Consider the following 22,473-nt stretch of genomic DNA (forward strand, 5'->3'; position numbering starts at 1 on the left):
CATCGCGACGATCGTGACTTGAGGCGGCATGGATTCCGGGCTCGCGCTGACGCGCGCCCCGGAATGACGCGTCGGATCAATCCCCCGCCTTCAGCCGATACCCGATGCCCGTCTCCGTCAGCACAAAGCGCGGCCGTTCCGGGTCGGCTTCGATCTTCTGCCGGAGCTGGCGGACATAGACGCGCAGATATTGCGCATCGGTCAGCTCGTCCCAGAGCTCCTTGAGCAGGAAGCGATGGGTGAGCACCTTGCCGGCATGCTGGACCAGCACGCGCAAGAGGTCGTACTCCTTCGGTGACAGCTTGATCTCGCGCTCGCCGACCTTGACGATCCGGCGCACGAGATCGACGGAGAGGTCGCCGGTGCGAAACACTGGACGCTCGCCCTTGACCTGAAGCTGGTGCCGCAGCGCGGCGCGCAGGCGTGCCAGCAGCTCGTCCATGCCGAACGGCTTCGTCAGGTAATCATCGGCCCCAAGGTCGAGCGCCTGCACCTTGCCGGCCTCGTCGCCGCGGGCCGACAGCACCACGATCGGCACGCTTTCATTGCGGGCGCGGATGGTGCGCAACAGCTCGTGGCCCTGGACGTCGGGCAGGCCGAGATCGAGGATGATGACCGCGGGCCCCTCTGCGAGCATTTCCAGCGCGGTCTTCCCGTTCGGCGCCTCCAGGGTCTCGTAGCCCTGCGTCGTAAGCCCCATCCGCAGCAATTTGCGGATGGGCGGCTCGTCGTCGATGATCAGAACCTTGATCGGGGCAGCACTCATGCGGCGGTATCCAATGCGTGGGTCTGCGCCGGAACGGGCAGACGAATGGTCAGGACGGCGCCACTGCGGTCGCTGCGGTTGGCGGCCGAGATCGTGCCCCTCATCGCCTCGACGAAGCCGCGGGAGATGGCCAGCCCGAGCCCGGTGCCGGGACGGACATGGTCGCCCTTCTGCACGCGATAGAACTTGTCGAACACGCTCTCGAGCTCGTCGGGCGGGATGCCGTTCCCTTCATCGGCGACCTGGAGCACGACGTGATCCTTGTCGCGCAGGCTCCTGATCGCGATCGTGGTGTCGGGCGGCGAATATTTCGCGGCGTTGTCGAGCAGGTTGAACAGCACCTGCTCGAACAGCACCGCGTCGAGCTCGAGCATCGGCAGATCCGCGGCCAGCACCAGCTCGACCTTGTGCCCGGTGAGGATCTTGCTGGCGCGCCGGAGTGCACTGCCGACGATCTCACTGAGATCCTGCAGCGCCGTATTCGGTACGATGGCGCCGGATTCGAGCTTGGTCATGTCGAGCAGATTGGCGATGAAGCGATTGAGGCGCTCGGATTCGTCGATCACGGTGGCGAGCAGGTCACGCTTCTCGGTGTCGGACAGAGCGCCGGCGAGATCGCGCATGGTCGAGGCCGCGCCCAACACCGAGGCGAGCGGCGTCTTCAGATCATGCGAGATCGAGGTCAGGAGCGCGGAGCGGAGCCGCTCGGATTCGACGGTGCGCTTGACGCGATCCATGTCCTCGACCAGCAGCACGCGCTCGATCGCGAGCGCGCCCTGGTCGACCAGCGCATCGAGCAGCCGGCGCTGGTCCGGCGTCAGCAGCGGACCGGTGCGGTCGTTGTCGATGCCGATGACGCCAATCGGGCCGCGCCCGGTGCGCATCGGCAGGAACAGCCGCTTGGCGCCGGGTAGCGTATCCGAGCCGCGGCCGGCCGGCCGGTCGTTGCTCCAGGCCCAGTTGGCGGCGGCAAGGTCGGCCTGGTCGAGCTGATCCTCGGGCGGATAGCCGGATTTCACCGTGAGCAGGCCTTCGTCAGGCAGCAGCAGCACGACCCGGACCTTCAGCATCAACGCGGTCTGGTAAGCCGTTGCCCAAAGCACATCGTCGAGCGTGCCGGTGCCGGCGAGCTTGCGGCTGAACGCGTAGAGCTGCTCGGTCGTCCTGATCCGGCCAATTGCGGTATCAGCTTGCGTACGAACCCGTCCGGCAACGTTCGACACCAGGATCGCGATCAGCATGAAGAAGAAGAACGCGGCGACATTGGTCGGGTCGGTGATGGTGAAGGTGTAGACCGGCGGCAGGAAGAAGAAATTGTAGGCGAGCGAGGCCGCGACGCTGGCAAGCAGCGACGGCCACAGCCCGTAGCGCACCGCGACGGTCACCACGGCGGTCAGGAACACCAGATCGACGTTCTCGACGCCGAACCTCGGCTTGATGACCGCGGCCGCAGCAAGGCCAAGCGCGGTGATCCCGAGTGCCTTGAAATAGGGCAGCGCATCGAACGGCTCCGAGCGCGCCGCGGTCTGCACCGCCGTCTTCGGCACCGGCTGGTCGGCGAGCTCGTCGCCGGGAATGACGTGAACGCTGATATTGCCGGCCCGGCGCACGAGATCATGCACGACGGAGCCACGCGTCATCTCGAACCAGCGCGAACGCGTCGACTTGCCGATCACGATCTGCGTGACGTTGTTGCCTTGCGCGAAGTTGATGACGTCGTCCGCGATGCGACGGCCGACGCCGGGAATGGTGAGCGCCTCGCCGCCCAGCGACTCGGCGAGCCGCAACGTGTCGGCCAGCCGGTCGCGCTCCTCGTCGGAGAGCTGGAGCGAGCGCCGCGTCTCGATCGAGATCGCAGTGAACGGCGCGTGCAGCCGGTCGGCCAGGCGTTTGGTGTAGCGCACGAGCCCGGCCGCGCGCGGATCCTCGCTGACGCAGACGAGAATGCGTTCGCCCGCGGCCCAGGGACCGGCGATGGCATTCGCCTGCATGTGGGTGAGTAGCTGCTCATCGACCCGTTCGGCCGTGCGCCGCAGCGCGAGTTCGCGCAGCGCGGTCAGGTTGCCCGGCGAGAAATAATGCTCCAGCGCCCGCTCGGCTTGTTTGGGCACATAGACCTTGCCCTCCTTCAGCCGCTGCATCAGGTCGTCGGGCGTAAGATCGATCAGCTCGATCGCGTCAGCACGATCGAACACCGAATCCGGCACGGTCTCGCGCACCCGCACATGGGTGATCTGCGCGACGACGTCGTTCAGGCTCTCGATGTGCTGGATGTTGACGGCGGTATAGACGTCGATGCCGTGGGAGAGCAGCTCCTCGACGTCGAGATAGCGCTTGGGATGACGGCTGCCGGCCGCGTTGGTATGGGCGAGCTCATCGACCAGGGCGAGCTGCGGCCGCCGCGCAATCACGGCATCGAGATCCATCTCCTCGATCATCTGGCCGCGGTAATCGAGCTTCTTGCGCGGAATCACCTCGAGGCCGCGCAACAGCGCCTCGGTCTCGGCGCGGCCATGAGTCTCGACGAAGCCGACCACGACGTCGACGCCTGCCTTGCGCTTGGCGTGGGCGCTTTGCAGCATCTCGTAGGTCTTGCCGACGCCGGGGGCGGCGCCCACGAAGATCTTCAGCTTGCCGCTCGCGCTCTCCTCCCGGCGCGCTGCTTCCAGCAGCGCCTCGGGCGAAGGACGTTGTTCGGGATCGCGGCGCTCTCGGACCATCAGGCGGTTACGACTCGTTAGGTTGTCCGCCTGCTCCTTCGCCTCTTCCCGCTTGCGGGGAGAGGCCGGAATGCGCGCGGAGCGCGTATTCCGGGTGATGGGGAGCTTCCGCGAGTCCGTCTATCACCGCACTCGCGGAAGCTCCCCATCACCCCAACCCTCTCCCCGCAAGCGGGACGAGGGAGCAACAGGCTCACCCGCAAATATAATCATCCGCGCAGCCCGAGCCTAGACCGCTACTTGGCGGCGATGCGGTCGAGCGCCAGGTTCAAGGCGAGGACGTTAACCCGGGGCTCACCAAGCAGGCCGAGCAGGCGACCCTCGGTGTGGGACGTCACGAGCTGCTTGACCTGGTCCTCGGGCATATTCCGAGCCTTTGCCACCCGCGGCACCTGGAATTGCGCCGCCTCCGGCGAGATGTCCGGATCGAGCCCGCTGCCCGACGTCGTCACCAGGTCGACCGGCACGGCGGCGTTCGGGTTTTCAGCCTTCAGCTTGTCCACATCTTCCTTCAGCCGGTCGGCCAGCGCTTTGCTGGTCGGGCCGAGATTGGAGCCGCCTGAGTTGGCGGCGTTGTAGGGTGCCGACACCGTCTTGGTCGAATCGTTCGGGTCCGGCGCCAGCGTCGCCGAGGGGCGGCCATGGAAATATTTGTCCTCCTTGAACTCCTGCCCGATCAGGGCGGAGCCGACCACCTTGCCGTCCTTCTCGATCAGGCTGCCCTGTGCCTGCGCGGGGAAGAGCGCTTCGGCAATGCCGGTCATCGCGAGCGGATAGGCGAGGCCCGTGATCGCAGTCAGCGCCAGCAACAGGACGATGGCCGGGCGGATTTCTCTGAGCATGTTACGTCTCCTATTTCTTCCGTCATTGCGAGGAGCGAAGCGACGAAGCAATCCAGGCTCTCAACCGTGGAGGCATTTCTGGATGGCTTCGCTCCGCTCGCAATGACGATCTCAAGCCAGGTGCAAGGCGGTCACGACGAGGTCGATCGCCTTGATGCCGATGAAGGGAATGATGATGCCGCCGACGCCGTAGATCAGGAGGTTGCGCTGCAAAAGCGCGCCGGCGCCGACCGCGCGATAGGCCACGCCCTTCAGCGCGAGCGGAATCAGCGCGATGATGATCAGCGCGTTGAAGATGATTGCCGACAGGATGGCGCTCTGCGGGCTCGACAGGTTCATGATGTTGAGCACGTTGAGCTGCGGGTAGAACGCCAGGAACATCGCCGGGATGATCGCAAAATACTTTGCGACGTCGTTGGCGATCGAGAACGTCGTCAGCGCGCCGCGCGTCATCAGGAGCTGCTTGCCGATCTCCACCACCTCGATCAGCTTGGTCGGGTTGGAATCGAGGTCGACCATGTTGCCGGCCTCGCGAGCGGCCTGGGTGCCGGTGTTCATGGCGACACCGACGTCGGCCTGCGCAAGCGCCGGCGCGTCGTTGGTGCCGTCGCCGCACATGGCGACCAGCTTGCCCTTGGCCTGCTCGTCGCGGATCAGCTTGAGCTTGTCCTCGGGCGTTGCCTGGGCGAGGAAGTCGTCGACGCCGGCCTCCGCCGCGATCGCGGCGGCCGTCATCGGGTTGTCGCCGGTGATCATGATGGTGCGGATGCCCATGCGGCGCAGCTCGGCGAAACGTTCGCGGATGCCGCCCTTGACGATGTCCTTGAGCTGGATGACGCCGAGCAGGCGTCCGTCCTTTGCCACCGCCAGCGGCGTGCCGCCGGCCTTGGAGATCTCGTCGGCAATGGTCTGGATCTCGCGGCCGATATCCGAAAGCGCGGCAGGCTGGATGGCGCGCGCCGCGTTGCCTGAAGCAACGGCCAGTGGCGCACCGCCGTTGACGTAGTTGAGCATGGCATCGACCGCGCCCTTGCGTACCGACGAGCCGGCGGCATCGACGCCGCTCATGCGGGTCTGCGCCGTGAACGGGATGAAGGTCGCGCCAAGCTCGGCCATGTCGCGGCCGCGGATGCCGTACTTCTCCTTCGCCAGCACGACGATGGAGCGGCCTTCCGGCGTCTCGTCGGCAAGCGAGGCGAGCTGGGCCGCATCGGCGAGCTCCTGCTCGGTCACGCCGCGCACCGGGCGGAACGCAGTCGCCTGGCGGTTGCCGAGCGTGATGGTGCCGGTCTTGTCGAGCAGCAGCGTATCGACGTCGCCGGCGGCTTCGACGGCGCGGCCGGACATCGCCAGCACGTTGAAGCGCACCAGACGGTCCATGCCGGCGATGCCGATCGCCGACAGCAGCGCGCCGATCGTGGTCGGGATCAGCGTCACGAACAGCGCGACCAGCACGATCACCGAGATCGAGCCGCCGGCATAGGCCGCGTAGCTCGGGATGGTGACGGTGGCGAACACGAAGATGATGGTGAGGCCGGCGAGCAGGATGTTGAGCGCGATCTCGTTCGGCGTCTTCTGCCGCTCGGCGCCCTCGACCAGCTTGATCATGCGGTCGATGAAGGTCGAGCCCTGTGCGGCCGTGATGCGGACGCGGATCCAGTCGGACAGCACCTGGGTGCCGCCGGTCACGGCCGAGCGGTCGCCGCCGGATTCGCGGATGACGGGCGCGGACTCGCCGGTGATCGCGGCCTCGTTGACGGAAGCGACGCCCTCGATCACCTCGCCGTCCGACGGGATGGTGTCACCAGCCTCGACCAGCACGATGTCGCCGACCTTGAGGCTCGTGCCCGGCACGAGCTTGAAGCTCCCGTCGGTCCCGGTCAGCAGCTTGGCCTGGCTCTCGGTGCGGGTCTTGCGCAGCGAATCGGCCTGAGCCTTGCCGCGGCCTTCGGCCACCGCTTCGGCGAAATTGGCGAACAGCACCGTAAACCACAGCCAGAGGATGATCTGGAAGGTGAAGGAGAGACTCTCGCCGCCGGTGACGAGGTCGCGCAGGAAGATCACCGTGGTGAGCGCGGCCACGATCTCGACCACGAACATCACGGGGTTCTTGATCATCAGGCGCGGGTCAAGCTTGGTGAAGGACGCGCGGATCGCCGGCACAACGATCTTCGGATCGAGCATCGCCGAGACGGAAGCGCGCTTTTGCATTTTCATGGTTTCCATGGAGGTCACTCCAGACATATTCGATCAGAAGACGTTGCCGGCGTTCATTGCGAGATGTTCGACAATCGGTCCGAGCGCGAGCGCCGGGAAGAAGGTCAGGCCGCCGATGATCAGGATGACGCCGACGACCAGGCCGACGAACAATCCGCCCGTGGTCGGGAACGTGCCGGCTGACGGCGGATGCGTCTTCTTGCCCGCCAGGGAGCCGGCGATCGCCATCGCAGGGATGATCATGAAGAACCGGCCGACGAACATCGCGGATGCACCGGTGAGATTGTAGAACAGGATGTTGCCGGTGAGGCCGCCGAACGCCGAGCCGTTGTTGGCGGTCTGCGACGTGAAGGCATAAAGCACTTCCGAGAAGCCATGCGGACCGGCGTTCGCCATCGAGGCTACTGCCGTCGGATAGACCACGCCGACCGCGGTCCAGCCGAGATACATCAGCGGCAGCACCAGGATCGCGAGCATCGCCATCTTGACCTCGCGCGCCTCGATCTTCTTGCCGACATATTCCGGCGTGCGGCCAACCATGAGCCCTGCGACGAAGATCGCGATCACCACGAACAGCAGCATGCCGTAGAGGCCGGCGCCGACGCCGCCGATGATGATTTCGCCGAGCTGCATGTTGATCAGCGGGATCATGCCGCCGAGCGCAGTGAAGCTGTCATGCATGGCATTGACCGCGCCGCAGGAGGCCGCCGTGGTGATCACGGCGAACAGCGAGGACGCCACGATGCCGAAGCGCACCTCCTTGCCCTCCATGTTGCCGCCGGTCAGGTTCAGCGCATGCAGGGTCGCGGTGCCGTTGGCCTCCGCCCAGTACGTGACGGCGACGCCGGCGACGAACAGCACGCCCATCACGGCCAGGATCGCCCAGCCCTGGCGCTGGTTGCCGACCATGCGGCCGAACACGTTGGTCAGCGCCGCGCCGATTGCGAAGATCGACAGCATCTGCACGAAATTGGACAATGCCGTGGGATTCTCGAACGGGTGCGCCGCGTTAGCGTTGAAGAAGCCCCCGCCATTGGTGCCGAGCATCTTGATCGCCACCTGCGAGGCGACCGGGCCGACCGCAATGGTCTGCTTGGCGCCTTCGAGCGTGGTCGCCTCGACATAATCGCCGAGCGTCTGCGGCATGCCCTGCCAGACCAGGAACAGCGCGTAGACGACGCAGATCGGCAGCAGCACGTAGAGTGTGCAGCGGGTGACGTCGACCCAGAAATTGCCGACCGTGCGCATCGACGCGCGCGAGAAGCCACGGATCAGGGCCACCGCGAGCGCAATGCCGGTCGCCGCCGACAGGAAGTTCTGGTGCGTCAGGCCGAGCATCTGCACGAGATAGGAGACCGTGCTCTCGCCGCCGTAGTTCTGCCAGTTGGTGTTGGTGATGAAGGAGATCGCGGTGTTGAAGGACAGATCCTGCGCGACCGCGGTCTGCCCGGCCGGGTTGAACGGCAGCAGCGCCTGCAGCCGCATCAGGCCGTAAATGATGAGAAAGCCGCCGACATGGAACAGCAGCATGGCGACCGTATAGGTCAACCAATGCTGCTCGCGCTTCTCGTCGACGCCGGATATCCAGTAGAGCCCGGCTTCGATCGGGCGCAGCACCGGCGACAGGAATGTCCGCTCGCCGTTGAACACGCGCGTCATGTACCAGCCGAGCGGCTTGGCGAGCGCAACGACGATGGCGCAATAGAGGATGATCTGGAGCCAACCGATCACAGTCATGGAATTAACCCCTTAGGCTTGGTGCCCGGCGTAACAGCGGCAGGAGCACCGCAAGCAGGCAGGCGACGAGCACGGCGTCAGCCAGCAATAATTTGACGAGGAGCAGCACGGTCAGAACCGTTCGGGCCGCAGCAGCGCGTAAGTGAGGTAGATCAGGAGGCCGAGCGAGACGGCGCCGGCGAGCGAATAATCGAAGATCATGGTCTGCCCCCTCACAGCCGTTCGCAGGCGTAGGTGTAGCCGATCGCTAGCGCGAAGAAGGCCGCAGCCAGCGCCAGCATCACGATGTCCATCATGGGATTGCTCCTCGTTGCGTCTCTATATCGCGCGCAACCGTTCTCGGGATTCCGGCGGACGCCCATGGAAACGGAAATGCTCCGCCGTCCAGGGCGTGTGGGCCGGGACTTTCACCGCGCTGAACTGCCATTGCGCACATAGGTTTTCGAGATGCGGCCTATGGCGAAATTATAGGAATTTCATAAAGGCCGGCGCGTCGTGGCAGCCGGCCATGTGACACTAGCAACGCATTCCAGGCGGTCATTCCGGGGAGGCAGCAGCGAACGCGATCCACCCCGACCGTCCCGACCGACTGTTGCGGCAAACTGTGGCTAAGGTCTTTTCAAAAAGCCGGTTTCTATAAGTCCCCGCCTTCTGCGGAGACGAGAGTCACGAATGGGGGCTGTCTGTACCCCTCACCCGGCGCTATCCGCACACTTATGAAATCCCTATATCTTCCACTCCTCTCTCATCTCGTTTTCAAATGCCCATCCAGCCATCTTGGGGAGGCCGGCCGACTGACCGACGCCAATTCCAGGAGGCCTCCCATGACCGCCGCTCTGCGACATTTTGATCCGCGCTCGCTCGGCGAACGGCTGCGCAATGCGCATGCGATGACGCGGCCCTTGATGCTCGACATCATCGAGCACGCTTGCCGGCGCTTCCCTTCGCTCGGGCAAAGCGAACGCAGCATGCGCGTCATGCGCCTGATCGATGCGGAGGCCTGGGCCGATGCCGCGCTAGCGCTGATGGAGCTCGAGTTGCCGCTATGGCAGGTTCGCCGCATCGCCTATGACGAGGGCGAATGGCACTGCGCTCTTTCACGCGAACGCGAACTGCCGGACTGGCTGGACGCCGCGATCGAAGCCCGCCACGCCGACCTTTCGCTCGCCCTGCTGTCGGCGTTCGTCGAGGTGCAGAGCTTAGCCGCGGACGCGTCGCGGCCCAGCGTCCCCCTGGTGCGCACGGCGCCGGACCCGTCTTACGAGACGGTCGTCTGCGACAATTTCGGCTAAAACACGCCTGACAGGTATCAGCCTTGCCGCGATCTCCTGATATGTCGCGTGCGCCGAGTTCGCCACGGGTGATGGCGCGCTTCGCCGTCCGCATCGCATTGCTCGCGACCTTTGCCGCATTCGGCAGCATCGGCTTCGGCAACAGCCTCGCCGCGTTGCTCTGGATGTCGATCATCCTATGCGCCGTTGTCGGCCTGATCAAGCGCGAGCCGGTGTTCGGCGCCACGCTCAATCACTGGGACGAAGGCGTCGCCTTCGGCGCGCTGTTCGCGCTGGTTCATACTCTCAATCAATTGATCTGAACGCGCCCGCCTATAACGTTCCTATGAGATCGTCGTGTGCGCGCCCTCGAAATCATATTCGCGACAAAAGATATTGAGCGCGCAGGCCGGGAAATGCTCCCGCAGCCTGTTCGATCAGAAGGAATACGAAAGTGAAACTCGTCGAACCTCCCTCGTGCAGTACGCCCTCGACCATTGTCCTCATCGGCAAGAACCGCAGGGGACAGTGGGTCGCACAGGAACAGAACGGCCTCTATGGCGGCCTGTTCGTCAGCCGCGCGCAGGCCATCAAATATGCGCTGTTCGAAAACGGCCAGCACCCCGAGACCATCGTCGAGCTGCCGCGTGAGATCGAGCTCGATATGACCCGCAGGCCGCAGGCCGGCGTCACGGAGCGAGCCGCCTGACGGCCGCCCTTTGGGGAGTACGCGAGATGCTCCAGCTTCACACCTCAACACCGGACCGCGATCAGGTCGTCGAGACCATGATCACGCTGACCCATCTTTCCAATCTCGACCGCGCGATCATCGCAGGCCCGGACAGCACCGAATTGTACGCGGCTCTGCGCCGGCGCGGCTTTGTCCGGGTTGGGCTACCCTCCCCGTTCCGGCTGCGGAAGGCGATTTGCGCGGTCGGTCTCATCACCGCGGGCGATTCGTTCGCCAAGTTCGAGATGGCATTGGCGCAGGTCGCGCCTTTGCTCGGCAACACTGCCACTGTCGCCGTCCTCATCAGCTCGAACGAAAGCGGTCTTGCCCTGAAGATCCGCAAGCGGCTTGAACAGCTTGGCTTCCGCATCGAGGCCGGCGTGCGCTGCCATCAAGGACTGGTCCTGTCGGCCCGCCGGCAGGGCTTTGCCCAGATCGCCCGTGCGGCGTGAGGATATGACCATGCTCGTCCCTCCATCTGCCTGGCTCACGGGCGTAATCCCGGACCTGCCGACGCCGTTCGATGCGGCCGGCCTCATCGATCTCAAGGCCTTCACTGCGCTGTGCGAGCGCCAGATTGCGGCTGACGTTCCTGCGGTCCTGGTTTGCGAGACCGCCGGTGAAGCTCCAACGCTGACGGCGGCCGAGCAGGAGCTGATCATCCGCACCGCAGTCGATGTCGCGGGTGGACGCGCGCGGATCATCGCCGGCGCGGTTGCGAACGGCACGAACCACGCCATCGAACTCGCCCGGCGCGCTGAAGCCGCGGGTGCAGACGCCGTCCTCCCGGTGGTGCCCTACTACAACAGGCCCATGCAGGAGGGGATGCTCGCGCATTTCCGCGCGATCGCGGGCGCGACCGGCCTGCCCATCATCCTGCACGATGTTCCCTCGCGCACGCTGCGGCCCCTCGCCGACGACACGCTCGTGCGCCTTGCCGAGAACAGGCAATTCGTCGGCCTGCGCGATGCCAGCGGCGACATCTCCCGCCCGATGCGCCTGTGCCCGCAATTGCCTGCCGGTTTCCGCCTGTTGTCCGGCGACGACGCAACCGCCTTCGGTTTCATCGCGAGCGGCGGTGATGGCGCCATCTCGCTGGTTTCGAACATCGCTCCGGATCTGTGCCGGACCATCTTCTCCAACTGCCGGCAAGGCCGGATGCAGTCCGCGCGGTATTTGCAGAAGCGGCTGGTGCGCCTCGAAGCCTGTCTCGCCAAGGAGAGTCCGGCGGCTCTCAAATATGCCTTGAGTCTGCTTGGCCTCATGCAGCCCCACACTCGGCTGCCGATCGTGGAGCTGGATGATGCGGCCAAGGCCGAGATCACCCGTGCCTTCGTCGCGATCAACGACGAGGAGTTGATTGAAGTCGCCGAGGGATAATACATCCGGGGACCTTCGACGATGCAATCATGAATTCACTGAAATCAACTGAGGGTCACCGCAGGCTGCTGCGCGCCTGGCAGCTGGCGATCCTGCGCTTTGCAATCACGCTTGATGACTCCGACCGGCTGAACGTTGCCGGCGTTGCTGCGGAGGTCGATCGGCTCGGTGCGGGACGTGCCGGAAGCTCGCTGCATTTCTTTCGGCGCACCAGTTCCGAGCTCTGCGCCGCAGTCCTCGGTCAGAGAGAGAATTCGGAAACCATCCTGAAGCGCTTCCACGCGGAGGTCGACGAGCCACGGCTGAAACTCGCCTTGGCTGCGGTTCTCGGCATCGGACCAGAAACCATCCCGATCAAACGCCGCCCGAAGCTGGAGGACAACCTGTTCAGAGGATTGCCGTCGCGCAAGGCGCGAGCCTAGCCCCGACGGTACGCAGGCGCGCTGTGATGCTATCGCGGCTTTCTGTTCGCTCTCTATCTCGCCTTGGCCGAGACGCTCGCATGAGCTGGATCAGGGTAAGGCTGCCTCGACGAAGGTGCGTCACAGCTTGTTTGCACCGCGAGCAGGCAAGGCCTGTTCCGCGAGGTACTTCGCCCGCCATTTCGGTCCTGGACCGCGCATATAGTGGTTTTCAGGCCGGTACTTGGCCGACGGCCCATACCAGCCTGGAAAGAGGAAGGTCAGCAGCGCCTCGAGCGCATGACGGGTCAGGGATGTCAGCTTCGCGGCGAGCGGTTCTCGTGCCAAGCGATCCTCCTTCAACCAGCGCTGCCGTTGTCACTGGCCGCCGATGCGCGGCCGTCGGTGCTCTGCGGTGATCCATGTCTCATTCGCGGCGTCGAAGCGGATGCCGCGAAGCTCCAGCTCGCGTTGCATGCGGCGGACCTTGACGCTCGCGATCGTCGCGATCAGATTCTTCAGATAACCATTGATGCAATTCAGGGCGGCGCGGCCACGCCCACATTGCACGTGAACGCTACCAAACCGATACGGAAAGTTCCGGCCTGAAACAGCGGGGCTGGTCCCGTTCTGATCGGCCGCAGGAAAATGGGTCATCGCCGGCTCCTTCAGCGAATTCCATGACAAAGAGGATGCGAATGACGGCATAGGAAATCGAGCGGCCTCGGCGGTCGGCCATATAGGCGCCGCATAAGCCCGTGCTGCGGGGCGGTTCGCCGGAACTGTCTTTATGCCGCGGCGGCCGGCCTCTTTATGACATTCCTATGCGGTGGTCTCGGCGGTCATCTCGCAATCCTACGCCGCGATGGACATCATCGGAGGCAGATTGGAGCGGCCGTCTCGCCGCACCACGGAATAGGGACTTCCGACATGTCGCTGCTGACACATGACCTTGAACGGCCCTTTGAATGGGCGGAACGCCCGGCGCGGATGTCGAAAGCGCGCAAGGTCCAGCTCAAGCGCGTCGCTTTGCGTACGCTGGCCGTGCTCTCGATGGGCAGCGTGCTCGCGGCACTCATCGCGCTGAAGACCGCAATCTATGTCTGGCACCTCCACGCCTGACCGGCATGGGAGACCATCATGACCTTGCAAATGTGTGAGGAGGCCGCCATGGCCGCAATCGCGCTTCAAGCTGCCCGTCGCCGTGCTGAGCAGGCGGCGTCCAGGGTTGCGCCTGCGCTGGCGCTCAAGCCACTCGATCCCGACGTCGTCAGCACCGCCATTCCCGCTTTCTTCATCGGTCGCAACAGCGCCGGCCTCTGGGTTGCGCGCGCAGCGGACGGGCGCATCGGCGGGCTGTTCCTGTTCAAGAGCTCCGCGGTTGATTTCGCCAACCGGCAAAGCGCGCCTGCAAGATGCGCGCTGGTGTTTCCTGCGGAGACCTTCGAGCTCGATATCGAGAACCGGGGCAATCCGCTGGTCGCATTGGCCGTGCGCTGGCTCGATTGGGTCAAGCGGCGCCTGCCGCACGCGTCGGCACGATAGCAACGACATGGTCGAGCTCAAGATCATATTCCTGGTCGCGGTGATGGGCACACTGCTGCTCGGCATGCGCATGACCACGGCGCCGACCTCGGAGAGCTAGCATGCACTCCCTCAGGGGAAACCTCGAGCAGGCGGTCACCGTGACCATCTTGACGATGACGCTCAGCCTGATCTGGGGCGCCATCCTGACGATCGTGATCACGCTTCTTGCGCGCGGGCTCGGGGTCTAGGCCACGCCCCTCACCTCTTCGCCGCCATCTCCAGCAGCCGCGCCACGCTCGACGAGATCATCTCGGCGCTGCGCGCGATCCACAGGCCGTCGCATGCGACCGCGAAGAAGCGGCTGCGCCAGCCGGCTATGGATGCGATGCGCACAGCGATCGAGCGGGAGCTGACCATGGCTGCCTATGAGGCGAGCAACCGGGCGCGCACGGCGGTGGCGATGCCTGCTTGAGGCAAGCTATCCGGCGGAACAGATCCGGCCGATCTGGCGCATTTTCACGGAACCGTGTAGAGCGGTTTCCATGAGCAGCAGCAACGTCAATGTCGTCGCCCACCCCCTGGTCCAGCACAAGCTCTCCCTGATGCGGGAGAAGGACCGCTCGACCAAGAGCTTTCGCGAAATCCTAAACGAGATCGGGATGCTGCTCTGCTACGAGGTGACGCGTGACCTGCCGCTGGAGCTGGTCGAGATCGAGACGCCGATCGCGCCGATGCAGGCGCCGAAGATCGCCGGCAAGAAGCTCACGCTGGCGCCGATCCTGCGCGCGGGCGTCGGCTTCCTCGACGGCATGCTGGCGCTGATGCCGTCGGCGCGCATCGCCCATATCGGGCTGTACCGCGATCCCGAGACCTTGCAGGCGGTGGAGTACTACTTCAAGGCGCCGCAGGACCTGTCCGACCGCACCGTGATCCTGATGGACCCGATGCTCGCGACCGGCAACTCGGCCTGCGCCGGCGCCTCCCTGCTCAAGGCGCGCGGCGCCCGCGACATCCGGTTCGTATGCCTTTTGGCCGCGCCGGAGGGCATCGCGCAGTTCCAGCGGGAGCATCCGGACGTGCCGATCTGGACCGCGGCGATCGACGAACGGCTCAACGACCACGGCTACATCGTGCCCGGCCTCGGCGATGCCGGCGACCGGATGTTCGGCACCAAGTAGACAGCCTTGCGCGATCGGTTTACTGCGGTAGCCATGCGCCCCAATGATCGATCACTGCAATCGCTGATCGGCACCGAGCCCGCCGCCGATCCCGCCTTGGTGTTCGACGGCACCCCCATCTCGCGCGCAGAATTCTCAGGCAAGATCGACCGGACTGCGGCCTGGCTTGCGGCCCAGGGTATCGGCAAGGGCGACGTGGTCGCGGTCTGGCTCGTCAACCGGGTCGAATGGGTCACCCTTCTGTTCGCTGCCGCCCGATGTGGGGCGATTGTCGCCGCCGTCAATACGCGCTACCGCAGCGCGGAAGTCGCGCACCTGCTTCGCCTGTCCGGCGCGAAGCTGATGGTCGTCGAGGCAGCGTTCCGCTCGATCGAATTTGCCGCCATTCTCGCCGATATCGCCAGGGCCGACGTGACCGCGCTGCAGAAGCTCGCGGTGGTCGGTGCGGATGCGATCCCCGCGCACTGGCCCTGCGTGCGGTTCGACGCCTTCGACAAGCCCTATCCGCCGGCGCCACCGCCGCAGGACGATGTCGACCTGCCGGTGCTGCTCTACACGACCTCCGGCACGACCAGGGGACCGAAGCTCGTGGCGCACTCGCAGAGGACGCTCACCACGCACGCCCGCTCGGTTGCCAAGGCACTGACCCTCTCCCCGCAGCGTCATTCGCTGCTGGCGATGCTGCCGTTCTGCGGCACCTTCGGCATGAGCGGCCTGCTTGCCTTCCTCGCCGCCGGCGTGACCATCCACGTGCTCGACGCCTTCGAGGCGGCACCGGCGCTGAAGATCCTCAGGGAGCACGGGATCACGCACGCCTTCGGCTCCGACGAGATGTTCCGCCGGATTCTCACGCTGACACATGCTCCGCGCCCGTTCCCGCGCGCCGAAGTGTTCGGCTTCGCCGCGTTCCAGCCCGGCTGGCGCGAGCTCGCCGTGGAGGCCGAGGCGCGCGGATTGCCGCTGTTCGGCCTTTATGGCTCGAGCGAGGTGCAGGCGCTGTTCTCGATCGGCCGTGCGAGCGATGCCTTCGCCGACCGCATCGAGGGCGGCGGCTGGCCGATGTCGCCGGACGCATTGGTGCGCGTGCGCGACACCGAATCCGGCGAGCTCGCAGCGACCGGTGTCTCCGGCGAGATCGAGATCAGCGCACCGTCCCGCTTCCTCGGCTATTTCAATAATCCGGACGCGACGCGGGATGCCATCACAGCGGACGGCTTCTTCCGCACGGGCGACATCGGCCGGCTGCGCGGCGACGGCTCGTTCGTCTACGAAACCCGCGCCGGCGACGCCATGCGACTCGGCGGCTTCCTGGTCGCACCCGGCGAGGTCGAGGACGAACTCAAGGCCTGCGCCGGCGTCGCCGACGCCCAGGTGGTCGCCGTCGACCTGAAAGGCAACGCGCGCTGCGTCGCCTTCGTGATCCCGGCCGGAGAGCCGCCGCAGCAGGAGGCGCTGGTCGCACGCCTGCGCGAGCGGCTCGCCGGCTACAAGGTTCCGGCCCGGATCTACGTCGTGGATGGCTTCCCCGTCACCGACAGCGCCAATGGCGTGAAGATCCAGCGCGCCCGGCTCCGCACCATGGCGATGGAGCGGCTCGCCTCTGAATAGATCCGCGCAGAGCCTGGTGAGACTGGTACTGTCGGTCGCCTGGGCATTCACCTCTCCCCAGCGGGGAGAGGTCGGATTGCGAAGCAATCCGGGTGAGGGGCCGCAGCGGTCGGTGAGACTGTAACCCCTCACCCGGACCACATCTTTCGATGCGATCCGACCTCGCCCTACGGGAGAGGTGTCCTCGGCTCGCAGCTATTTGACCAAATTCAACACGCTTTATTTCAGATAGCTCGCGAGATTCATGCCAAGGATCTTGGCCAGTGCCGAATAGGACGCGGTGAGCTGCGCCTGGTAGGTCGAGAGCTGCGCCGTGATGGCCGCAACATCGACGCTGGTGAGGTCGCTCGACAGTGTCTCGGCATAGCTCTTGTAGTCGCTCTGACGGGCACTCGCCGTCTCGATCGAGGACGCCGCGCTGGACAGCTTTGCCTGCACGGCCGCGGTGTCGTCGAGCGCTGCGCTGGCGAGATTGAGCGCGCTGGAGATGTCGGAAGACGACAGCGATGTGCTGTTGGCGACGAATTTCAGGACGCGCATCACCTCCTCGAACGCCGAATTGTCGGCTGTCACGCCATAGGACACCGTCTCGTCGGTCGCGACGCGCACCGAGGCGATCTCGTCATCGCCGTTGTAATAGCTCGTATCCGCCGTGGTCGTGGAGCCCGTGCCGGACGAAAAGCTCGTGAGATCGACCGGTGCCGTGTCCGACTTGCCGCCGGCGAACACGTACTGGCCGTCATATTGGGTATTCATCAGCGAGCCCATCTCCTGCAGCATCTGCTGCGCAGAAGAGATCACCGAGTTCGTCTCGGTGGAGCTGCCGGTCGATGCGGCGCTGAGCTGGGAGCGGAGCTGCGTGATGATGTCGGTCATCGAGCCGACGGCCGAATACATCACCTGCACCTTGCTGTCGGCGAGCGTCGCCGCGTCCATATAGGACTGCGCACGGGTCACCGAGACCTGGAGGTTGATGACGTGCTGCGCGGTCGAGCCATAGCCGCCGAAATCGGTCGAGATGACCCCTGACGATTCCTGGATCTGCTCGTTGGCCATCACCGACTGCACGCGCAACGCGTCGGCGATCATCGTGTTCGACTGTGCGAAGGTGGCCACCCGCATCGCGACCATGGGACAGCTCCCGTCCTATGTCGACTGCACGGCGGTGAGCAGCGCCGAGTACATCGAGTTGATGGCCTGGATCAGCGCCGAGGCCGCCGAATACTTGTTCTGGAGCGTGCTTAGCCTGGCCGATTCCTCGTCGAGGTTGACGCCGGTTTGCGAGGACAGCGAGCTCGCATAGGTCGACTGCGCGGTCTCCTTGGCCGTGTAATTGGTCGAGGCCTGCGAGGACTTGCTGGCGACGTCGGACACGATGGCCGAGGCATAATCGGCGAACGAGCCGGTGGTCGCAGCGAGCCCGCCGGTGGAAGCAAATGTCCGGGACTCCGTCAATGCATTGTAGAAGGCGTTGACCACCGTGGCCGAGCCCGACGACAGCACCGTGCTGCCGGCCGTCAGGCTCGAAGACGAATCCAGCGTCGCGAGCTGCAATTCGTTCGTGCCGGACAGGATGCTGCTGTTGACGGCGATGTCGGACGCGCTCGTTCCCGTCACGAGATCGTTGAGGCCGAAATACTCGGAAAACCCCTCGGCCGAGCTGCCGACTGAGCTCGTCATCTCGTTGATGGCGACGCCGTTGCCGGAACCAGTGGCCGCGATCGAGAGATGGCCGTTCGCATCGACCGAGGCGGACAGGCCGGAGATGCCGTTGATGGCCGTGACGAGATCGCCGACCGTTGCATAGTTCGACAGGTCGAGGTCGCCATAGGAAACGAGATTGCCGCTCTGATCGGTCACGGCAAGGCGCACCGCACCGGTGGCAGCGAGCGCCGTGCTGCTGGTGACGGCGGTTGTCCCGGTCAGGCTGGTCGGCGCCGGCACCGCGGAGGCGCTGTTGGAGACGCTGTTCATCGCCGAGGAGAGCTGCTGCGCCAGCTGGTCGAGCTGGGACTGCGCCGCCGGCAACGTCTTGTCGCGGAGCGTGATCAGCGCACCGATGTCGCCGCCGGTGATCTGGGAGGTGATATCGACCCCGTTGACGGAGATCGCGCTGAAGCCGCTCGACGACGAGCCGGCCGTGTAGGTCGTCGCCGCCGTCACATTGGCCGCCGCCGTGTAGCTGATCGTGTGCGCCGTACTGTCGACCAGCGCCTGGCCCGAGGTGGTATAGATCTGGAGATCGCCGTTCGACGCCGTGAAATAGCTGATGTTCATCTTGGATGCGACGTCCTGGAGCGCGGTATTGCGCTGGTCCTCCAGGTCCGCGGTCGACTGGCCAGCCGCCGCCGTCTGCTTGATCTCGGCGTTCAGGCTGGCGATCTGCTGCAGGTCCGTATTGACGTCGTCGATCGAGGACGCGATGTCCTGGTCGGCATTGGATCGCAGCTTCTGGATGCCGCTCGAGGTCTCCCGCAGTTGGCTCGCTACGTCGTCGAGCGCGCTGACGACGTTGGATTGCAGCGAGGCGCTGCTCGGCGTGCTCGTCAGCGACGACAGCGCCGATTCCAGCGAGGCGATGCTGTTGGCGAGCGAGGTCCCGGTCGAGGAACTGTCGGTGCTGGACGTCGAGCCGTAGAGCTTTTCCAGCGACGTCAAATAGGTGTTGGTGGTGTCGGCCGCGCCGAGATCGGAGGTGGCTCCGATCAGCGACCTCAACAGCAGCTTGTCGACAGTCGAGGTGATGCCGGTCACCGTGACGCCGGTGCCGACGCCGTTGGTGACGGTGCTCGATTGGGTCGCGGTCTTCTCGGTATAGCCGGTGGTATCGGCGTTCGAGATGTTCGACGACGTCACGCTGATCTGCACAGACGTGGCCGAAAGACCGCTGAAGGCGACCAAACGTGCGATGTCGAGCGACACGGCGCGGCTCCTCAGCTTGTCAGGCGCTGCGCATGGTGCCGCTGGAGACGGCGCGCGCGGCGACGCGTCCGGAGGCGCCGTAGGGCGACACTGCCGCGATCTGCTCGCGGATCGCCTGCATGACGGCCTCGATCCGGCGATTGCTGGCCTCGATCGCCGCACGCAGGCGCACCAGATTCTCGTCCATCGCCGCGCGCAGCGTCAGGATCTTCTCCATGAGCTGTTCGCGCAGGATCCGGTCGCGCACGTGGAGGCTGGTCTGCCCCGCCGCGCATTCGGCAACCGTGCGTTCGAACACCTCGGCCAGCCGGTTCTTCTCGTCGACCTGCTTCAGGCGCGAAGCCGGCAGGCCCTTGGCGAGCTCCGAATTCTCCTCCGCGACCAGCGCGGTCAGGTTGTCGATGAGCGCGATCAGCGATTTGATCCGTGCGTCGCCCTGCGCGGCGCTCGTCCTCGTGGCTTGAGCTACAGTCATTGTCATCGCCTTCTAATTGTGCCGCCGGCCGCGGCCGGCCTGCGAGTTGCGCAGGTAAGCGCCGATCGCGGTCGTCCGCACGGTCGCCTGTCTCATCTCGCCCTCGATCGCCGCGCATTCCCGCTGGAGACCGCGGCGCGTCGTTTCGATGTCGTCGAGCAGTGCGAGCAGCTGCTTCCGGTCGCTGCCCTTCACGGCGGCAGCGCGCGCCACCAGCCGACGCAACCGCCGCAGCAACGCTTCGCCTGCGGCTTTTGCCGTCTCACCGCGCATCGCTCACCTCATCGCCGAGATCAGGGTGTCGTACATCTTGTTGACGGTCGAGATGACCTGCGAGGCGGCGGAATAGGCCTGCTGCGCCGAGATCATGCTCGAGAACTGGCTGCTGGTGTCGGTGGTCGAGGACTCCAGCTCGCTGCCGTAGATCGTGCCCGCGCCGTTCTCGCCGGAGGCCTGCAGGGAGGCGTTGCCCGACGTCACGGTCGCCGAGTAGAGGCCGTCGCTGGCCGCTGAAAGCCCGTTGGGATCGGCGAACGTCGCCACCGCGATCTTGTAGATCGCGATCGTCTGGCCGTTGGAATAGGTCGCGTCGACCACACCGTTCTTACCGATCGAGACACTGGACAGCTTGCCGTAGGATAGACCATCCGAATCGATGCTGGTGACGTTGACGGATGGCGTGGTCTCGCCCGAAGCATATTGCGTCAGTCCGTCGGTCTTGCCGACGGTGCCCAGATTCATGGTGATCGTGCTGTCGGCGGCGCCATCGGTCCAGCCTGTGACCGCAACGGTTGCGGGGCTCGGGCTGGTGCTGGCGAGCGAGCCGTCGCTGTTGAAGGTGATGGCGATGCTGCCCGAGGCCGTGCCGGTTGCAGTCGTAGTGTCCGACGTCGAGGTCGGATTGGCAAAACTCGCGCTCCATTCGTTGGTGCCGGTCTTGGTCCAGGTGATCTGCATCGTATTCGCCGCGCCGAGCGAGTCGTAGACCGTCATCGAGCTGGTATAGGTGTCGCCGGTGGCGGCATCCGACGGCAGGTTCGCCGCGATCGTGGTCTTGGTGGTAGCGCTGCCGCTGGTCGAGGCGACCTGGGTGTTGATGGCCGAGAGATTGCTCGCCGACTCGCTGCCGACGACGTTGCCGTCCGCATCGGTGCGCCAACCCTCGAGATAGCTGCCGTTGTTCTCGAGATAACCGGCATTGTCGATCGTGAAGGCGCCATTGCGGGTGTAGGACGTGGTGCCGCCCGAAGTGGCGCTAGTCACCACGAAGAAGCCCGAGCCCTGGATCGCAACGTCGGTGGCGTTGGAGGTCGCCGCCAAAAGGCCCTGCTGGGTGATGTTGGAGCGGCCCGAGACGGTGACGCCGCCCGAGGCATAGGAGGTCGTGTTGCTCGAGGCGGTGACGAGGTCGTCGAACATCGCCGACGTCGTCTTGTAGCCGGTCGTGTCGGAATTGGCGATGTTGTCGCTGATCATCGACAAGGACTGGCTCTGCGCGCTGAGCGCCGAGATCGCCGAGGACAATGCACCGGTGAGACTCATGATGAAGCTCCAAGGAAATCAGGATGCGAGATCAGGACGTGACGCCGATGATGTCAGCGGCGCTGACGGAGACGCCGTTCACAGTGAGAGACGGCGTCGCGGTCGAGGTGTCGATGCCGGTCACGGTGCCGGTGACGGTCGTGTAGTTGAGGACGGAGTTGCCGGCTGAATCCGTCGCGGTCACCGAGATGGTGTACTGACCGCCGTCGGAGAGCTGGGTGCCGCTTGAGTTCTTGCCGTCCCAGGTGAAGGTGTTGGATCCGGCATTGCCGGTTCCGGTGCCGGTCCACACCGTGTTGCCCGAAGAATCCTTGACGCTGATCGAGACGTTCGAAGCGGTCGAGGACAGCGAGTAGCCGAACGTCGCCGAGCCGTTGCTCAGCGTCGAGGTGTCGGTCTTCGCCTCGACGGTGTGGCCGATATAGTTCACCGAATTGAGCGTCACGAGGCTTGAGAACGAGCTCGCAAGCGACGAGAGGTTGGTGTTGATCGACTGCTGTTGGCTGAAGTTCGCGTAAGACGTGAGCTGATTGATGAAGTCGGTGGTCGAGGTCGCGTTCAGCGGGTCCTGGTTCTGAAGCTCGCTGACGAGCAGGCTCAGGAAATCGCTCGACGTCAGCGTCGACGAGGACGACGTGCTCGACGACGAGGACGTCGAGGTGGTGGCAGTCGAGACGGAGCTCGTCGCGGAAACGGTCATCAAACACTCCGGTTCTCGTGCAGTCCGCCGCGAAGAATTCGGCAGGCGACACTTGAAATCTGTGTGCTGATGAAACGCGCGGGCACGCGAATTCAGGCGCGGATTTGCTCGTAAGATACGAGCTGCGCGCCACACCCTCTCCTCGTCGTCCCGGACAAGCGTAGCGCCGGGCAGCGCGTAGCGCTGTCCCGTAGCGAAGCGCCGATCCGGGACCCATATGTGGACGGCCCCCGTGGCACAAGAGCTTTGTGAGGTTTGATCGGATCGCTTGCGTCCATATGTCCGGCCTGTTGGTGCGGCGTGTTGGGCCGCTGGCCAAGATGGTTTCCGCGACGCGAGTTCCAATCAACCACGCGACCTCGTTCGGCCGATGGGTCCCACGGATTTGCTCGCATCTTTGAACGATCGATCGCACCATCTCCTTTGCTCTTGCAGCTCCGGTTCGGCCGGTGGGCTA

At 65.0% G+C, this 22,473-nt stretch carries 27 protein-coding genes; 11 read left to right on the forward strand and 16 right to left on the reverse strand.

Features of this window, described 5'->3' with window-relative positions; all coding sequences use genetic code 11:
* Nucleotides 1-76: 76 nt before the first annotated feature.
* The 7 genes from AYJ54_RS08500 to AYJ54_RS50600 form a co-directional block, all read right to left on the reverse strand.
* A complete protein-coding gene (locus tag AYJ54_RS08500; protein WP_063698246.1) occupies nt 77-766 on the reverse strand; it encodes a response regulator in 690 nt (229 codons plus the stop codon).
* Nucleotides 763-3,486 carry a sensor histidine kinase gene (locus AYJ54_RS08505; RefSeq protein WP_063698248.1) on the reverse strand — a complete coding sequence of 908 codons (2,724 nt, stop codon included), beginning with the start codon at nt 3,484-3,486 and terminating at the stop codon, nt 763-765. The genes AYJ54_RS08500 and AYJ54_RS08505 overlap by 4 nt, the downstream gene beginning before the upstream one ends.
* Before the next feature lie 236 nt (nt 3,487-3,722).
* Nucleotides 3,723-4,328, reverse strand: a complete 606-nt coding sequence (locus AYJ54_RS08510) for a K(+)-transporting ATPase subunit C (protein WP_063698249.1) — start codon at nt 4,326-4,328, stop codon at nt 3,723-3,725.
* A gap of 111 nt (nt 4,329-4,439) precedes the next feature.
* Nucleotides 4,440-6,554: a potassium-transporting ATPase subunit KdpB gene (kdpB, locus tag AYJ54_RS08515; RefSeq protein WP_063698251.1), complete on the reverse strand. Its 2,115-nt coding sequence runs from the start codon at nt 6,552-6,554 to the stop codon at nt 4,440-4,442.
* Nucleotides 6,555-6,578: 24 nt separating this feature from the next.
* On the reverse strand, nt 6,579-8,282 hold the full coding sequence (gene kdpA / locus AYJ54_RS08520) for a potassium-transporting ATPase subunit KdpA (RefSeq protein WP_063698253.1): 1,704 nt from the start codon (nt 8,280-8,282) through the stop codon (nt 6,579-6,581).
* Nucleotides 8,283-8,393: 111 nt separating this feature from the next.
* On the reverse strand, nt 8,394-8,483 hold the full coding sequence (locus AYJ54_RS08525; protein WP_042340291.1) for a K(+)-transporting ATPase subunit F: 90 nt from the start codon (nt 8,481-8,483) through the stop codon (nt 8,394-8,396).
* An 11-nt stretch (nt 8,484-8,494) separates the two neighbouring features.
* Nucleotides 8,495-8,644 (reverse strand): hypothetical protein, encoded by a 150-nt coding sequence (locus AYJ54_RS50600; protein ID WP_161491826.1) that lies wholly within the window; start codon nt 8,642-8,644, stop codon nt 8,495-8,497.
* A 462-nt stretch (nt 8,645-9,106) separates the two neighbouring features.
* Here AYJ54_RS50600 and AYJ54_RS08530 point away from each other — a divergent pair, with 462 nt between their 5' ends.
* The 6 genes from AYJ54_RS08530 (at nt 9,107) to AYJ54_RS08555 (ending at nt 12,085) form a co-directional block, all read left to right on the forward strand.
* The gene (locus AYJ54_RS08530; protein WP_063698255.1) at nt 9,107-9,574 is read left to right on the forward strand and encodes a hypothetical protein; all 468 of its coding nucleotides are present in this window, start codon (nt 9,107-9,109) and stop codon (nt 9,572-9,574) included.
* Between the two features lie 41 nt (nt 9,575-9,615).
* Nucleotides 9,616-9,876, forward strand: a complete 261-nt coding sequence (locus tag AYJ54_RS08535) for a hypothetical protein (RefSeq protein WP_063698257.1) — start codon at nt 9,616-9,618, stop codon at nt 9,874-9,876.
* A gap of 131 nt (nt 9,877-10,007) precedes the next feature.
* Nucleotides 10,008-10,262 (forward strand): hypothetical protein, encoded by a 255-nt coding sequence (locus AYJ54_RS08540; RefSeq protein WP_063698259.1) that lies wholly within the window; start codon nt 10,008-10,010, stop codon nt 10,260-10,262.
* Nucleotides 10,263-10,339: 77 nt separating this feature from the next.
* Nucleotides 10,340-10,735, forward strand: a complete 396-nt coding sequence (locus AYJ54_RS08545) for a hypothetical protein (protein WP_136623546.1) — start codon at nt 10,340-10,342, stop codon at nt 10,733-10,735.
* A 10-nt stretch (nt 10,736-10,745) separates the two neighbouring features.
* Nucleotides 10,746-11,663 carry a 4-hydroxy-tetrahydrodipicolinate synthase gene (gene dapA / locus AYJ54_RS08550; RefSeq protein WP_063698328.1) on the forward strand — a complete coding sequence of 306 codons (918 nt, stop codon included), beginning with the start codon at nt 10,746-10,748 and terminating at the stop codon, nt 11,661-11,663.
* A 29-nt stretch (nt 11,664-11,692) separates the two neighbouring features.
* Entirely contained in the window at nt 11,693-12,085 is a 393-nt protein-coding gene (locus tag AYJ54_RS08555) for a hypothetical protein (RefSeq protein WP_063698264.1), read from the forward strand.
* A gap of 120 nt (nt 12,086-12,205) precedes the next feature.
* Here AYJ54_RS08555 and AYJ54_RS08560 read toward each other — a convergent pair whose 3' ends face one another.
* Both AYJ54_RS08560 and AYJ54_RS08565 read right to left on the reverse strand, forming a co-directional pair.
* Nucleotides 12,206-12,412, reverse strand: coding sequence for a hypothetical protein (locus AYJ54_RS08560; RefSeq protein WP_245328937.1), 207 nt, complete (start codon nt 12,410-12,412; stop codon nt 12,206-12,208).
* Between the two features lie 30 nt (nt 12,413-12,442).
* Nucleotides 12,443-12,721: a hypothetical protein gene (locus tag AYJ54_RS08565; RefSeq protein ID WP_136623547.1), complete on the reverse strand. Its 279-nt coding sequence runs from the start codon at nt 12,719-12,721 to the stop codon at nt 12,443-12,445.
* A 273-nt stretch (nt 12,722-12,994) separates the two neighbouring features.
* On the opposite strand from AYJ54_RS08565, the gene AYJ54_RS08570 reads away from it, so the two are divergent.
* From AYJ54_RS08570 to AYJ54_RS53440, 3 genes are all read left to right on the forward strand, one after another.
* Nucleotides 12,995-13,186, forward strand: a complete 192-nt coding sequence (locus tag AYJ54_RS08570) for a hypothetical protein (RefSeq protein ID WP_063698270.1) — start codon at nt 12,995-12,997, stop codon at nt 13,184-13,186.
* 18 nt (nt 13,187-13,204) lie between these two features.
* The gene (locus AYJ54_RS08575) at nt 13,205-13,609 is read left to right on the forward strand and encodes a hypothetical protein (protein WP_063698272.1); all 405 of its coding nucleotides are present in this window, start codon (nt 13,205-13,207) and stop codon (nt 13,607-13,609) included.
* Between the two features lie 101 nt (nt 13,610-13,710).
* Nucleotides 13,711-13,839, forward strand: a complete 129-nt coding sequence (locus tag AYJ54_RS53440) for a hypothetical protein (protein WP_283808642.1) — start codon at nt 13,711-13,713, stop codon at nt 13,837-13,839.
* A gap of 10 nt (nt 13,840-13,849) precedes the next feature.
* Here AYJ54_RS53440 and AYJ54_RS51205 read toward each other — a convergent pair whose 3' ends face one another.
* Entirely contained in the window at nt 13,850-14,008 is a 159-nt protein-coding gene (locus AYJ54_RS51205; protein WP_201724149.1) for a hypothetical protein, read from the reverse strand.
* A 125-nt stretch (nt 14,009-14,133) separates the two neighbouring features.
* On the opposite strand from AYJ54_RS51205, the gene upp reads away from it, so the two are divergent.
* Nucleotides 14,134-14,769: a uracil phosphoribosyltransferase gene (gene upp / locus AYJ54_RS08580; RefSeq protein WP_063698273.1), complete on the forward strand. Its 636-nt coding sequence runs from the start codon at nt 14,134-14,136 to the stop codon at nt 14,767-14,769.
* A 33-nt stretch (nt 14,770-14,802) separates the two neighbouring features.
* A complete protein-coding gene (locus AYJ54_RS08585) occupies nt 14,803-16,377 on the forward strand; it encodes an AMP-binding protein (protein WP_063698275.1) in 1,575 nt (524 codons plus the stop codon).
* Nucleotides 16,378-16,596: 219 nt separating this feature from the next.
* Here AYJ54_RS08585 and AYJ54_RS08590 read toward each other — a convergent pair whose 3' ends face one another.
* From AYJ54_RS08590 to AYJ54_RS08615, 6 genes are read right to left on the reverse strand one after another with little or no spacing between them, the layout of a single operon-like run.
* Nucleotides 16,597-17,508, reverse strand: coding sequence for a flagellin (locus tag AYJ54_RS08590; protein ID WP_063698277.1), 912 nt, complete (start codon nt 17,506-17,508; stop codon nt 16,597-16,599).
* 15 nt (nt 17,509-17,523) lie between these two features.
* Entirely contained in the window at nt 17,524-19,299 is a 1,776-nt protein-coding gene (gene flgK, locus AYJ54_RS08595; protein ID WP_063698279.1) for a flagellar hook-associated protein FlgK, read from the reverse strand.
* 19 nt (nt 19,300-19,318) lie between these two features.
* Nucleotides 19,319-19,774: a flagellar protein FlgN gene (locus AYJ54_RS08600; protein ID WP_430641417.1), complete on the reverse strand. Its 456-nt coding sequence runs from the start codon at nt 19,772-19,774 to the stop codon at nt 19,319-19,321.
* Between the two features lie 12 nt (nt 19,775-19,786).
* Nucleotides 19,787-20,047, reverse strand: a complete 261-nt coding sequence (locus AYJ54_RS08605; RefSeq protein WP_063698282.1) for a hypothetical protein — start codon at nt 20,045-20,047, stop codon at nt 19,787-19,789.
* A gap of 3 nt (nt 20,048-20,050) precedes the next feature.
* On the reverse strand, nt 20,051-21,316 hold the full coding sequence (gene flgE, locus AYJ54_RS08610; RefSeq protein WP_063698284.1) for a flagellar hook protein FlgE: 1,266 nt from the start codon (nt 21,314-21,316) through the stop codon (nt 20,051-20,053).
* A 31-nt stretch (nt 21,317-21,347) separates the two neighbouring features.
* Complete coding sequence (locus AYJ54_RS08615; RefSeq protein ID WP_063698286.1) at nt 21,348-22,016, reverse strand: flagellar hook assembly protein FlgD; 669 nt, start codon at nt 22,014-22,016, stop codon at nt 21,348-21,350.
* Nucleotides 22,017-22,473: the final 457 nt, after the last annotated feature.

Origin of the sequence: Bradyrhizobium centrolobii (assembly GCF_001641635.1) — a bacterium.
In the GTDB taxonomy this organism is placed as follows: domain Bacteria; phylum Pseudomonadota; class Alphaproteobacteria; order Rhizobiales; family Xanthobacteraceae; genus Bradyrhizobium; species Bradyrhizobium centrolobii.